Below are 12,963 nucleotides of genomic sequence, written 5' to 3' on the forward strand. Positions count from 1 at the left end.
TTATGCCTGCGCCGGTTCTGGTGCCTCATCTGTTCCAGCAGGTTTGTCATCAATAATTCCTAGGCGTTTGGCGCGTTTCTTCCACTTCTCCTTAGCCCAATGCTGTAAATCTTCTACTTCGTCGTATTCATCGGTAATCTCAAGGCCCAGCAGCGTTTCAATTATGTCTTCCATAGTGACCAAACCTGCCGTTCCACCGTACTCGTCTACTACCAAGGCAATGTGTTCTTTGGTGTCCATGAGGCGGGTGAATAACTCAGGCACGGGCATGGTCATAGTCACGGGCTGAATAGGCCGTTTTATTTCGCCCAAGAGCAACTCGCCTTTTTGCTCAATAAGGGTTTGCAGCACCAGGTCTTTGAGCACGTAGCCTGTTATATGGTCAATGTTTTCTGCAAAGACCGGAATTCTGGAAAACCGTAAATTAGGAGAGTGGTTATAAAACTCGGCAACTGTCTGATTTTGCGGGGCCGTTCTGATGACGGTGCGGGGGGTCATGATGTGATGCGCCAAAATCTTATTAAACCGGAGCACGTTGCTAATCACCCTTGACTCGTCTTGGTGCAATACTCCCTCTTGGGTGCCCAGCTCGGCCATGGCGGTAAAATCTGCCCTGCTCAACACACTTTTGCTTTTTTCCTGCTTTAGCCGTTTTGTGATAAACTGCGAAAAAAGAATAACTGGGTACAAAGGCGAGTAAATCAGTATTTTAAGGGTACGCACCGTAAAAGGTGTCAGCGATTGCCAGTAATTGGCGCCCAGTGTTTTGGGTATAATCTCGGTCAGGATGAGGATTATAATGGTTAAAATTACTGACACTATTGTCAGGGCTTCTTCTCCCCAAATAAGTTGAGCCTGCGCCCCCACGCCTGCCGCGCCAATGGTGTGCGCAAAAGTGTTTAGGGTGAGGATAGCTGCAAGCGGGCGGTCAATGTTGTCTTTGAACTTCTGAATGTCTTGGCCCAGTGCTGGATTCTTTTTCCCGATGATGCTGGCGTGGGACGGCGTGATGCTCAACAGCGAGGCTTCCAGTAAAGAACACAAAAAGGAGAAAAACAACGCTATAGCTAAATACAGTAATAATAGCCCCATGGGAATGACAGAAATTTAACAAACTTAAAAGTAACAGCCTGCGTGCGCCGGTAAATATAACGTACACAGTTTAGAAAAAGTCATGCTAAATAAGAACAACTGAATTACATCAACTTTTAGGGAGTATTGAAGCGAAGTAAATTTGTCTCCGACTTCACTACCTGCCTTTTATTCTTATAGGTATAAAAAAAAGCTGCTCCGGGTGGGGAGCAGCTTTCCTGGGAAATGGTATCTCTAAAACTGTGCCTCATCGGCACTGGGGCCGTAGCTGCCGGGAATGGGCACATTGAGCAGCCGCAGGTACACGCCTAACTGCGCCCGGTGGTGTATTATCTGGCTGATGGACATGCGCAGCACCTCGTATTTGCTAGAAGTCATGTAAACGGTGTCGCCTTCACGAAGGGTCCAGAGATCATTTAACTGGTCATCAGCCCCGTGCGCGAAATGGTGGCGGCCATCATCCATCATGCGCTCAAAGTAGTTCAGCAGTTCCTCAGTATTATTGACAACCTCTGGCTGGTACGGATTGTTGGCGAAATCGAGCTCAGAGGTGGTGAGGGTCATACCAACCCAACTCGGAAGCTCTGCTATATGCGCGGCTAGCCTTCTCATGGTCATGCTCTTCTCATGGGGCTGCCAGTCGTACTTATCATCTGGAATGCGCTCCAGCATTTTACGGGTGGTTTGGGCTTCCTGCTCCAGCTCTTTGGCCAGCAGGTCAATAATAGTGGTGGTGGATGTTGCTACTTCTGACATAGTTTTAGTTATTAAGTGATGGAGCAAAGAAAAACGGCTCCACTGACAACCCTATGGCAGTGCAATATTCCTGATGATGATTTATTTAAGATTTTTTTATCTGCCGGTCTAAAGGAGAAAGCCTACCCGTTTTTGGCCTGTTTTCTGAAAACCAGCCAAAAAACACTTGGTGTCAGCGTTAGTAGTTTACTGGCAAGAGCTTCATGTAATCACTTAGCGGCATGTGCTCCGGCTTCTGGAATGAAAGACTTGTATTTTTGAGGGTGAGAATGCGCGACACTCTGAAATCGCGGTAGTCTTGCCGTTGGTGGCACCAGGCAATCATGTGCCAGCTGAACGCATAAAATACTAGCCCAATAGGTTCTACCAAGCGCTTGCTCACCTCTTCCTGCTTGTTTTTGTAGCCCAACTCCAGCAGACATTTGCTTGAAATAGCGCCTTGAATTACCGTCAGGAACTCGTAGTCGTTGTTCACGCAGGCCGGCAGCTGCAGCTTTATATTCTGGTGCAGGCTTTCCAGCTGGTCTTTCTGGCTGCCCCGCAGCACTGCCTTTACCTTATCTAACGCCGCTGAGTAGTGGTTTTTGATGGATTTATCAGCAAAGCCGAAGACCATGGCCTCCATGAGCAACAGAGCGTTGGCTTCTTCGGTGGTGAAAGATACGGGCGGCAGGAAATAGCCCTGTACCACAAAATAGCCTTTGTGCGGCTCAAACCCGACAGGCACGCCCTGCTCCCCCAGCGCCTTTATGTCGCGGTACACTGTCCGGATGCTGATGCTGAACGCTTCCGCTATTTTCTCGGCGGTAATGTATTTTTTTGACTGCAGCAGGGTCAGGATTCCAAAGAGTCTGTCTATACGGTTCATGGCTTCAGGTTTAGCATGAGATACTGCAAGATGCTGCAAATCCGTCAATGAAGCTATACTTAAACCTTATTCAGAAGAGTCAAGCTTTTCTTGTTTCACCAATTCTGTACGGATGGGGCTGGTAGGCATGTATGTGCTGGTATGCTCTTCCATTATGCGCTTTGTTTTGGAGTAACGGTGAAAGCCCCAAACGGCAACTAAAATGCCAACAGGAATGGTGGCTACACCAATCCAGACGTAGACAGGGTCATCCCAGAAAAGCTTAATGAAAGTAAGGCCAGCCACCAACAAGCCAAAGGCGCTGCGCATGTAAGACATGAGGGTGCGCTCGTTGGCCAGCTTGGTTCTGTCCATGGCCAGTTTGTCACGCACCTCCAAATTCTGCTTTTCCTGAACTTCTAAGCCTTCTTTAATACGTTCTTTTGCCTGTCTGGAAAAAATATTTCGAATTCCCATGCAGGCTTTTACGAGGCCAAGCTGCTAAAAGTAACTACATTGGGCAACTTTATGTCATAAGCCAAAATAAGCTTCAACTCTGATTGGTGGCTGTTTCTGGCTTGATTTCTGAAAAGCAGGCCAAAAACAGCCAAGGATTTTTATTTGACAACGGGCTCCACTTCTTTAACGGCCACAGGGTGCCGGAAGCAGATGACCCCGAATAAGGCGGCGAAAATGGCATAAATACTGATCAGGGGCAGGTATTCAACAGGCAAGGCTTTTATCAAAGCCATAGCACCCACAAAAAAGTGCAGAAAATTGCCCATGGCTAACGGACGAGCATATATCCCTCCTATTAACACCCGCCTTGACATCCAATTTAGAATACCAAAACCTAAGTACAGAGACCCCATGAGCTGCAGCAACAAAGCATATATTCCTACGGCCGGAGCTCCTAGGTATTGTAAGATCTCATGGGGCAGAAATGAAGCAGCCATTCCAATAGCACCCATCACCAGAGCACTACCTGCTAATACCCATCTGGTATTCATAATTTAAATTGTCTGAACTAATTCAACATTGGCTTCTGCGGAAATTTAGGCAAAACCGATTTCGAAGCAAAAATGAGTATTTGGATAACTAAACCCAAACAAATGATCAACACCAACTCAAATTGGGTAAGAATGGTAGAACCGGCAATTATTTCCTTTGACTTCTCGTTCAGGCGCTTTCCTTCCGCCACTTGAATTTTTGATAGCTGCTCTAAATTGCCGGCGGCCACACTGTACTGGGCATCCATTAGCTGTTTGCCATGAGCCATCTCTACCTCTACAGCCTCGTTCTGCAGATAGCTCAACTCAAGTCTGCTAATCTCTGACATGTTACGCTTAAAGGCGGCAAACCTTACAGACTCCGCTTCCGTCAGTTCTGTTTTACCATAATCTAGGATTAAGGCGTTAATGGCAGTGTTATGATGAATTAGTTGATTATATAATTTTGAATAATCTCCTTGGTTACTGCAGTTGTCAACCAACATCTTTTTGCTGTACAGGTGGTTTGATAGCTGAAAGATATAACTCTCTACCAACAATCGGTCTTCATATACGGCGGCAAAAGAATTTCCAAGCTGGCTCACATTTTTACTGTCAATCAAGTTCTTGGCGAGCACCAACACCATTACCAAGGCCAGCAAAACTGCCACCTTGGTTTTCCTTCTCAAACTGTAGGCCCATTTCATACCATTAGATTTTAGAGTGATGAGGGTTTCAGCGACAAGTGCAAACATGAACAGAGCAGCCACTCCTCTTCTATGAAGTAACGGATTAATTCGCTATAAAACAATAAGATACAGAAACAAATACCCAATGCTTCTGAATGAACAGGTATTTTCATTTTTTGGCCAATGCACAATCTTCACCATACTTCTAAAGCGGCGCCTTCACCTATGACAATAGGATGCCCTTGCCTCCTCCAGGCTTTATGAGCGGCGAAGACTTACCTCAGCTTCAAAAACACTAGTCTTCAGCTTCCTGTTCAGGAGCTCATTCAACCTTTTTGCTCAAATAAGAGTATTAAAAAAACACAATAGATCTGATTATCAGATTCAACACCTTGACTTTAAACCTACAACTATGAAAAACTTACAAGGATACTTTTTCGCTTTAATGATGGTCATGATGGTCATGATGAGCAGCTGCGACCTGATAGGAGGAATTTTCAAAGCCGGCATGTGGACTGCCTTGATCCTTATTATCTTGGTGGTGCTGCTAGTAGTGTGGCTTTTTAGAAAGATAAGACGCTAGCGTTTTAGGCTTGATTTAGCTGAAACAGCTCAAAAACAGAAGGGGCCGCAAATTGCGGCCCCTTCTGTTTTTGAGCGTAAACTCTTCTATAATAAGACCAGTCTTAGCGTGGCTTGTTTATCAGCGTAATTCACTTTCACAAAATACACACCTGCCTGCTGAAGGCTTAAATCTAATGCTATAGGGGCACCTGCCTCAACCTGCACCTGCTGGCGCAGAACTTCTTGCCCGTTACTGCGGAATACGGTGACAGAGGCTTCACCTTCTATCAGGTAAGGAGCCCGTAAATATACCAGTCCTTCAGAAGGGTTGGGGTAGAGCTCAAGGGCTCCGGCCACACCTTTACCGTTATAGCCTACCGCTACCACTTTTGAATAAGAAGTATCACCGTTGAAATCTGTCTGCTTTAACCGGTAATATATGGTTTGAGCAAGGCTTGTGGTAATAGAGGACTGGTACCGATTCTCTACGACACTGTTTCCTGCACCTACTATTTTATCTCCTACTTCTCTAAACAGTTTTCCGTCTAGGCTTTGCTCAACCTGAAAGAACTCATTGTCTTTTTCAGAAGCTGTAGCCCACTCAAACGTCACTTTTCCACCATTGCGTTTTGCATTGAAGTAAAGTAATTCTACTGGTAGCGGCTCAGGGGCTGGGGCTTTTGAAGACATTATTGCATAAGGCGAAAATGACATATTTCCAGTGCGGGTTATACTATACATCCCGTTCGCTTCGGTCGCTTTTTGCTTAGTTGTTGTATCCCAAGCGCCATTTTCATAGTGAGCAATAAACACACTGTCTTTTTTAAATCCTCTGAGGGTGTCAGTGGCGTTCCAGAAAAGGGTAATATTCATGTTAGAGCCACCCTTTACACCTTCTTCAATCAACCAAGTTTTGTTTACCACAGACGAGTCAATAGTAGAACCTTGAGGAACATCATTCAAGTAAGAGGTATAGACTTTATCAATTACACGAACACTGAAGTCATCTTCAGTTCCACTAGCAAGATTTAGCTCAATAGGTGTATAACCAGACGCATTTCCTACTGGAATGAATGCTTTCCCACCTGGCTTTAATCTTACCTTCACTTTACCATTGCCCAACACTTGGATATAACTGGTGGCATTATACTCTGCAAACTTGGTGGGGTCTTCCATGATAAGGTCATGCTCACCTAAATCTAGCTTTCCGCCATTTTTGATTCTTAAGTTGCCTTTGACAATAGTGTTTTTTGTCAGCTTTTTTACGCCTCCATTGATTTGCAAATTACCATACGTTTCTGTAGAAATAACAGTAGGTGCAGCTCCATACTCTATGGTACTGGTAGAAGACACAGTTCCCAGCGTTGGCAGCGTACTATTTTCTATGTAAAGCGTCGCGTTTGCGCCTACATCAATGGTACCATTAAGCGCAGCTGTAGTTGGAATGGTTAAGTTCAAGCCAGACCCTAACACAAACTTGCTGCCAGTAGGCAAAGTAACACTTGACGTTAGTACAGCATAAGATTTGTCTATGATGTAAGTTGTATTTGCAGCTGGAAAAGGATCTGGATGGACAACTCCATTTCTATTCACCCATCTGGTTTTCACACCAATATTAAATGGGCCTGTTTCATTATGAGCAAGGGTACTTAGAAAATAAGTATTAGTAGTTGAGGAACTAGCTGTTCCTGCTGAGATTGCCACATTGTCAATTCCTACTCTATTCTTATTGTTTTCCTGTACCTCAGACCATCTAATAATTAATTCTTGATTTGCTCCTAAAGAAAGACCCACTAGACCAACCATGGTTCTAGTATCATTAACTGAATTTCCATCCATGGTAATGTTATTACCTCCTTGCCCTCTCTCAGGCATTGTACCTAAATCAGAGACTACAGTCCAACCAGTAGAATTCAGGTCAACAGTTCCTCCGCTTGGAATAACCTTATAAGAAAATGAAATTTGCCTTGGAGTTTTAGTATTGTACCATAGCTCAGCAGAATAACTAACAACAAAGTTAGATATACTGCTGCCAGAAGCATTTTTCAAATGCAAACCAATGTAACCAGTACCAGTATTGCCCGCTACTATTCCTATGGCTCTATCTGTATTATTAACAGCCCCATAGCTTTTAATCCCATTTGTAAAATCATCGCCAATGGTAGCAACTACATTTGTAAGCGCTGTTCCATTTGACGATTGCACATACCATCCTGCCAAAGTAGAGTTATTAACCCAAGCACCAGCTGTTAGCGTGTTAAAATCTTGGGCGTACTCGTACTGCTGGGAAGTAATAGAAACTTGAGCTTTCACTGTAAAAGAAAGCAAAAGAAATAAGCATAATACCCCCAAAATGCGATAAGAAAAGTACAGAATTTTCATAATATTAAAATAATCTTTTGGGCTGCTTGGGGGTTAGCAGACTTGACACTTTGGATACGACACAAAATTAGACAATTAAATAAACAATTCATCTAATTTTGAAATATAACTATTTACAGATAGACTATATATTACCCCAAGAACTAAGGGTAATTTCCTTGAAAAATTTGATTTTTTATGAATCTTATCCTGCAAATTGGCTATAACTAGCTAATTAACAACCCAATAGAAATACAACTTGTTAATATGTTTGAAATCTTCAGACATCAATTTATTATACAACATTTGCTTAATATATAAATATTTATACGTTTTATTAAAAGATTTATACAATTATTTACTTAATTATTTTTTTTATTATATTCTACAATTCTAGATTTTCCCAATAAAATACAAGGCATATATACTTAGCCTCAACTTTTCAAAATAGTTGGTTACCAACAACTTAAGTTTTAGCTCTCTTTATCTCACCAGAATAGCAAGAAAGTGCAGAGGCAAAGCCACAGCAGGCTACGTATTAATTTTAATAGCGTTTATCTCCATTTGCCCCTGAAGAAAATGGAAGGGCAGGTGTTTGTGAGCTAGATAAGCTACTTAGTTTACTACCACAAGAAAGGCTTCAAAGGCAACAGTAGGGGCGGCCAACCCTTTGAACAGGGCACAAAAAAAAGGGCCAGAAGGCCCTTTCTTTCCATGATTATATAATTTATCTTTTCCGCTCAGGCATGGTACCCAAAACCCAGTCCCACAGAGGAGATGACACGCCATACGCCCGCTCAGGGTCTTTGTAATGGTGAATACTGTGGTGAATCCAGAGGGTCTTTAAAAAGTTTTTAGGTGGGGCATAGGCATGCACCGCGTAGTGCACAAACAGGTACAGGGCATAACCAAACAAGAAACCCGCCACTATGCCAAAGACCATGGTTCCAAAGATTAGTTTAAACACGAAAAAGAAAAAAGAGGCTATAAACAGACTCACAATAGGCGGCATGGCCAAACGAGTTTTGTCTTTCGGGTAGTCGTGGTGGTTGCCATGGAAGGTATACTGTATGTTCCGCTTTAACTCATTAGTGGGTGCCATATGAAAAATATACCGGTGCGCCATGTATTCAACCAGCGAAAAAATCAACCAACCTGCCAAGAACAGGCCAAGGGCTGAAAGCACATCCAGAAAACCATAGCGGAACCCGTAGATCAACAAACCGGTAGCTATCAACAGGAAAATAGAAATTGGAATGGCAATATGGGTATGCGTTAAACGCTCCAGCACCGGATTTTTAAAAATGGTGGCCGATCCTTTGTGATTCGGTTTCATAGTGGTAAAAAAGTATTAGATGAAACGTTCTCTCCTTAAAAACACGCAAAAATAACTAAATTTCTGACAGCCTGGGCCCAGAAATTAGCAAACAGCTCTTATTTGCCGATATAGCTCCACAGCTACAGCTTCAACAGATTGCCTGTCTACCTCTTGCACTAACGTTGCCATCTGGTAAAATCTTTCACGCTGAGCTAAAGTTTCGGCTAAATAACTATGCAGCTCTTCAGATGATTTATTGCGCAGCAGCGGACGAACCTGCAGATCCAGCTCGGTAAGCCTAGCTGCTAATTCAGCTACTGATACCTTTAAGTAAACCGCCAGGCCACTCTCTATCATATAGGTCATATTATCATGAAAACAAGGCGCCCCACCGCCGGTGGCCAAAACTACACCACCATTTGTTTTAGCCACACTCCGTAAGGCCCGGGCTTCGGCCTCTCTAAAATACGTTTGACCTTTCTGTTTAAAGATTTGGGCAACACTGCTTCCCTCCTGCTCCTCCAGCAGTGTGTCAAGGTCCAGAAACGAATAATTTAACCGCTCCGCCAGCACCTTACCCACACTAGACTTGCCACAGCCTGGCATACCTACCAAGAAAATAGTGCCCATCGCGCTCTTTGGTTGGACTGTTGATGAGGAAGACATATTGAAATGCAAAGGTGTAATTAATGAAAAAAATAGATGGCGTGACCTCTGTTTCAGCGCTGTTTTCTTCAAAACTGGCTAAAAACAGAAGGCACGCCACGTACCAATAGGTTATTTCAGCTTATTCTGCACTTCTTCTACCGTGGGCAAATCATTGTAATGCCATTTGCCTACTACCACGCCATTCTGCAGTAACAGCACCCCTGGGTTAGAGCGTATCATTGTTTTAAGCACAGTGGCATCAGCGAAGAAGTAGGGAGCGGCTAGGTTCACTTCATGCCGGAACACGTCAAACTCCTGGCTGCTACTAGAGGTGAGAACTACTGGTACTACTTTGGGGCTCTGGCTCTTCTCTAAGCCTGCCAGCAAATTATTTATTTCTGGATAGATCTCAGGCTCTGTTTTGCTGACGTTGTGTACCACTATCAGCAGCCGGTTTCCCAGAAACATTTCCTGCGTAAAGTCCCCCATGTCATTCCAGACGTTGAAGTCAGATATTTTTGGACCGTCTTCAGGATTTTGAGCCACCATTTCTTTGAACTTGTAGCTCTTGTCTGTGGGGAATTGATCAAAGGTGTATTCCTTCCCGTCTTTCTCCATAATGTACTGGTACCGCATTGGCGCCGAGGCTTTCATGAGCTTTGGAATATTGTTCCCGACTTTGTAGACCCTGAAATCAAAATACGGCAGGTGCTGATAAGCATACACTCCAATGGCCACTGACAGAAGAACGGCCAGAGCTACCACCACACCACCTGTTTTGGAGCTGATTTTCCGAAACGGGGCCAAAAACCGCTGAGTAAACAACAGAACCAGAATGAGCACCAGCAGCACCACATCTTTGCTGAATGACTGCCAGGGCGTCAGTTTTATAAAATCTCCGAAGCAGCCACAGTCGGTTACTTTGTTGTAATACGCTGAGTAAAAGGTCAGGAACGTAAAGAACAGCGTCAGGAAAAAGAGCAGCCACAGTACCAGCCTCACCCGCCAACGCACCAGCAGCGCCACCCCCAGCACCACTTCCAAAGAACTTAAGAAAATGGAGAGGTACAGCGCGTAAGGCTTAAACGCCTGAAAAACCAAAGAGAAATCAGCGGAGAACACCTCAAAATACTCCTCAAGCTTTATGGCAGTACCAACAGGGTCATTGAGCTTGATCAGGCCTGAAAAAATGAACAGACCGCCCACTACCAGCCAGGCAATTCGGTTAAGCACCAGTTTAAACATGGTTGGGATAGTTTAGCTTGATCAGGCAGAAAACGGCATAGTTGAGCATGTCTCGGTAATTCGCCTCCACCCCCTCAGACACCAATGTTTTGCCCTCATTGTTTTCAATCTGCTTCGTGCGGTAAATCTTCATCAAAATAAGGTCGGTCATGGACTCAACGCGCATGCTGCGCCAGGCTTCGCCGTAGTCATGGTTCTTGTCTTCCTGTAAAGCCTGAGTCTTCCGTATCTCCTCCTGGTACAGCTCCCTCACCCGCTCTACTGACAGCGCCTGCTCCTCTTCACCTTGGGCAATGAGCTGCTCCTGCATAAGGGCAATGACGCAATAATTCACAATGGCCACAAACTCAGAGGTAATGTCATCCTGTATTTTTTGGGTGCCTTTCTCCTGAATAGACCTGATGCGCTGGGCTTTGATAAAAATCTGGTCAGTGATAGAGGGCAGCCTTAAGATGCGCCAGGCCGTACCATAGTCCTGTGTTTTTTGCAAAAAAAGCTTCTGGCAAGCCTCTATTACGCGGGTGTATTCTTGTGCGGTTTGGTGAATCAAGTTTTTAGTTTTACTTTTATAGAAATTGTGAGATTAGCCTAATTGAACGCGAAAGATACACTTTTTGCAAAAAATCACCCTTAACTGCCGCGGCAGATTAGTCCTGTTGGAGCAGCCTAAGGTAATGGGCATCTTAAATCTCACCCCAGATTCGTTCTACCCGGGCAGCCGGTTACAGAGCGTAGACCAAGCTCTGAAACAAGCTGAAAAAATGCTCTCAGAGGGAGCTACTTTTCTGGATATTGGCGGCTATTCTACCCGCCCGGGTGCAGAGGAAATTACCGAACAGGAAGAGCTGAATCGCGTATTACCGGTTATACAGGCATTGGCAAGGGAATTTCCTGAGGCGCTGCTTTCCATAGATACCTTCAGGGCCCGCGTGGCAGAGGCTACCGTTCAAAGCGGAGCCCATCTGGTGAACGACGTATCTGGTGGCACACTGGATGAGGCTATGTTTGAAACCGTAGGCAAGCTGGGTGTGCCGTACGTACTCATGCACATGCGTGGAACCCCGCAAACCATGGCTAGCCAGAACGAGTACCCCAATGGTGTGATAGACGAGCTTATTGGCTTTTTTGGGGAGCGGGTGGCGCAACTGAGAAAATCCGGGGTAAAAGACATTGTACTGGACCCAGGCTTTGGCTTCGCAAAAAATGTGGCGCAGAATTATGAACTGTTACGCCACTTAACCGAGCTGCAAGTGCTTGAGCTACCGCTACTAATAGGGCTTTCCAGAAAATCAATGACCTATAAACCCTTGCAGGTTGGTCCCGAAGAAGCTTTAACCGGTACAATTGCCGCAAATACCTTGGCGTTATGGCATGGAGCCGACATTTTACGCGTACATGACGTAAAGGAGGCGGTACATACCATTGAGATTATAAAAAGAGTAAGACAGCGTGATTAACTTATTTTCCATCGGGTTCTTAGACATAGCCTGGCTAGACATTGTGGATGTTTTGCTGGTGACGGTACTATTGTACCAGCTCTACAAGCTCCTGACGGGAAGTGTTGCGCTGAAAATTTTCCTGGGGCTGCTTTCAGTGTACTTATTATACCTGATTGTACGGGCCGCCGGCATGGAACTGCTCACTATTATTCTGGGGCAGTTTATGGGCGTGGGTGTATTGGCTGCTATCATTGTCTTTCAGCCCGAAATACGCCGATTCCTGCTCATGATCGGGAAAACAACCGCCTTTAACAACGACCGCCTTTTCAGGGGTTTTCCGTGGCGCCGCACCGATACTCAAGACCGCTTGTCCATCACGCCCTTTATTGAAGCCGCAAAGTCACTGGCTGGCAAAAACACAGGCGCCTTGATAGTGTTTGCCAAAAGCTCCGAGCTCCGCTACTTTGCCGAGTCTGGCGATGCCATTGACGCCATTGTAAGCAAGCGCCTTCTCATCTCCATCTTCAATAAAAATAGCCCCTTGCACGACGGTGCCGTTATCATACAAGGCAACCGCATTAAAGCCGCCCGCTGTATTTTGCCTGTAACAGAGAGCAATGATGTGCCCGCTTCTATGGGCCTTCGTCACCGCGCTGCCATTGGCCTTACGGAGGTCACCGACAGCGTAGTACTGGTTGTATCAGAAGAAACCGGCCAGATTGCCATTGTACGCAACGGCGAAGTCTACCGCAACCTCTCCGCCGCTGACCTCCGCTCTAAACTCAACCACTTCCTTTTCGACATAGAGCCGAAGGTGGTAGAGAAAGTAGCTGCGGCGTAGCTGCAATGATCATTTAGCAGTAAACAGTGGTCTGTTAAAAGTTATTGGTTATTAACTATAAACATTAAGTGCTCGGCCTTTCTTTGGCGCAAGCGTCCGCTTGTGTCCGTATGCATTCCTAATCTGGTAACGTTGGACACAAGCGGACGCTTGCGCCAGAGAAATCTGTTTTTT

General features: G+C 45.0%; 14 protein-coding genes. 3 read left to right on the top strand and 11 right to left on the bottom strand.

Features of this window, described 5'->3' with window-relative positions:
• The 6 genes from A8O23_RS15745 to A8O23_RS15770 all read right to left on the bottom strand — a co-directional run bounded on the left by A8O23_RS15745 (nucleotide 1) and on the right by A8O23_RS15770 (nucleotide 4,439).
• Nucleotides 1-1,092 (bottom strand): CNNM domain-containing protein, encoded by a 1,092-nt coding sequence (locus A8O23_RS15745; RefSeq protein ID WP_066623128.1) that lies wholly within the window; start codon nucleotides 1,090-1,092, stop codon nucleotides 1-3.
• Between the two features lie 234 nt (nucleotides 1,093-1,326).
• Nucleotides 1,327-1,848 (bottom strand): DinB family protein, encoded by a 522-nt coding sequence (locus tag A8O23_RS15750; protein ID WP_066623130.1) that lies wholly within the window; start codon nucleotides 1,846-1,848, stop codon nucleotides 1,327-1,329.
• Between the two features lie 178 nt (nucleotides 1,849-2,026).
• A complete protein-coding gene (locus tag A8O23_RS15755; RefSeq protein ID WP_066623320.1) occupies nucleotides 2,027-2,716 on the bottom strand; it encodes a helix-turn-helix transcriptional regulator in 690 nt (229 codons plus the stop codon).
• Between the two features lie 66 nt (nucleotides 2,717-2,782).
• Nucleotides 2,783-3,172 (bottom strand): YidH family protein, encoded by a 390-nt coding sequence (locus A8O23_RS15760; protein ID WP_066623131.1) that lies wholly within the window; start codon nucleotides 3,170-3,172, stop codon nucleotides 2,783-2,785.
• 140 nt (nucleotides 3,173-3,312) lie between these two features.
• Nucleotides 3,313-3,705: a hypothetical protein gene (locus A8O23_RS15765; RefSeq protein ID WP_066623135.1), complete on the bottom strand. Its 393-nt coding sequence runs from the start codon at nucleotides 3,703-3,705 to the stop codon at nucleotides 3,313-3,315.
• A 17-nt stretch (nucleotides 3,706-3,722) separates the two neighbouring features.
• A complete protein-coding gene (locus A8O23_RS15770) occupies nucleotides 3,723-4,439 on the bottom strand; it encodes an MCP four helix bundle domain-containing protein (RefSeq protein WP_153042239.1) in 717 nt (238 codons plus the stop codon).
• Between the two features lie 346 nt (nucleotides 4,440-4,785).
• On the opposite strand from A8O23_RS15770, the gene A8O23_RS21700 reads away from it, so the two are divergent.
• A complete protein-coding gene (locus A8O23_RS21700; RefSeq protein WP_192849051.1) occupies nucleotides 4,786-4,956 on the top strand; it encodes a hypothetical protein in 171 nt (56 codons plus the stop codon).
• Nucleotides 4,957-5,042: 86 nt separating this feature from the next.
• On the opposite strand, the gene A8O23_RS15775 is transcribed toward A8O23_RS21700, so the two are convergent.
• The 5 genes from A8O23_RS15775 to A8O23_RS15795 all read right to left on the bottom strand — a co-directional run bounded on the left by A8O23_RS15775 (nucleotide 5,043) and on the right by A8O23_RS15795 (nucleotide 11,059).
• Nucleotides 5,043-7,250, bottom strand: a complete 2,208-nt coding sequence (locus A8O23_RS15775) for a T9SS type A sorting domain-containing protein (protein ID WP_161486753.1) — start codon at nucleotides 7,248-7,250, stop codon at nucleotides 5,043-5,045.
• 775 nt (nucleotides 7,251-8,025) lie between these two features.
• Complete coding sequence (locus tag A8O23_RS15780; protein ID WP_066623143.1) at nucleotides 8,026-8,634, bottom strand: sterol desaturase family protein; 609 nt, start codon at nucleotides 8,632-8,634, stop codon at nucleotides 8,026-8,028.
• Between the two features lie 84 nt (nucleotides 8,635-8,718).
• Nucleotides 8,719-9,246 (bottom strand): shikimate kinase, encoded by a 528-nt coding sequence (locus A8O23_RS15785; protein ID WP_066623146.1) that lies wholly within the window; start codon nucleotides 9,244-9,246, stop codon nucleotides 8,719-8,721.
• A 147-nt stretch (nucleotides 9,247-9,393) separates the two neighbouring features.
• Complete coding sequence (locus A8O23_RS15790; protein ID WP_066623155.1) at nucleotides 9,394-10,509, bottom strand: BT_3928 family protein; 1,116 nt, start codon at nucleotides 10,507-10,509, stop codon at nucleotides 9,394-9,396.
• Complete coding sequence (locus tag A8O23_RS15795; protein WP_066623157.1) at nucleotides 10,502-11,059, bottom strand: DUF1599 domain-containing protein; 558 nt, start codon at nucleotides 11,057-11,059, stop codon at nucleotides 10,502-10,504. Before A8O23_RS15795 ends, A8O23_RS15790 begins: the two co-directional genes overlap by 8 nt.
• 124 nt (nucleotides 11,060-11,183) lie before the next feature.
• Here A8O23_RS15795 and folP point away from each other — a divergent pair, with 124 nt between their 5' ends.
• Both folP and cdaA read left to right on the top strand, forming a co-directional pair.
• A complete protein-coding gene (gene folP, locus A8O23_RS15800; RefSeq protein ID WP_082883115.1) occupies nucleotides 11,184-11,966 on the top strand; it encodes a dihydropteroate synthase in 783 nt (260 codons plus the stop codon).
• The gene (gene cdaA, locus A8O23_RS15805) at nucleotides 11,959-12,789 is read left to right on the top strand and encodes a diadenylate cyclase CdaA (RefSeq protein ID WP_066623159.1); all 831 of its coding nucleotides are present in this window, start codon (nucleotides 11,959-11,961) and stop codon (nucleotides 12,787-12,789) included. The genes folP and cdaA overlap by 8 nt, the downstream gene beginning before the upstream one ends.
• The last annotated feature ends 174 nt before the right edge of the window (nucleotides 12,790-12,963 follow it).

The sequence above is a fragment of the Rufibacter roseus genome (assembly GCF_001647285.1).
In the GTDB taxonomy this organism is placed as follows: Bacteria; Bacteroidota; Bacteroidia; order Cytophagales; family Hymenobacteraceae; genus Nibribacter; species Nibribacter roseus.

Bases quoted from the DNA above. Each gene is read 5' to 3' on its own strand.
- A8O23_RS15745 (WP_066623128.1), bottom strand. From the start codon at position 1,092: ATGGGGCTATTATTACTGTATTTAGCTATAGCGTTGTTTTTCTCCTTT.
- A8O23_RS15750 (WP_066623130.1), bottom strand. From the start codon at position 1,848: ATGTCAGAAGTAGCAACATCCACCACCACTATTATTGACCTGCTGGCC.
- A8O23_RS15755 (WP_066623320.1), bottom strand. From the start codon at position 2,716: ATGAACCGTATAGACAGACTCTTTGGAATCCTGACCCTGCTGCAGTCA.
- A8O23_RS15760 (WP_066623131.1), bottom strand. From the start codon at position 3,172: ATGGGAATTCGAAATATTTTTTCCAGACAGGCAAAAGAACGTATTAAA.
- A8O23_RS15765 (WP_066623135.1), bottom strand. From the start codon at position 3,705: ATGAATACCAGATGGGTATTAGCAGGTAGTGCTCTGGTGATGGGTGCT.
- A8O23_RS15770 (WP_153042239.1), bottom strand. From the start codon at position 4,439: ATGTTTGCACTTGTCGCTGAAACCCTCATCACTCTAAAATCTAATGGT.
- A8O23_RS21700 (WP_192849051.1), top strand. From the start codon at position 4,786: ATGAAAAACTTACAAGGATACTTTTTCGCTTTAATGATGGTCATGATG.
- A8O23_RS15780 (WP_066623143.1), bottom strand. From the start codon at position 8,634: ATGAAACCGAATCACAAAGGATCGGCCACCATTTTTAAAAATCCGGTG.
- A8O23_RS15785 (WP_066623146.1), bottom strand. From the start codon at position 9,246: ATGGGCACTATTTTCTTGGTAGGTATGCCAGGCTGTGGCAAGTCTAGT.
- A8O23_RS15790 (WP_066623155.1), bottom strand. From the start codon at position 10,509: ATGTTTAAACTGGTGCTTAACCGAATTGCCTGGCTGGTAGTGGGCGGT.
- folP (WP_082883115.1), top strand. From the start codon at position 11,184: ATGGGCATCTTAAATCTCACCCCAGATTCGTTCTACCCGGGCAGCCGG.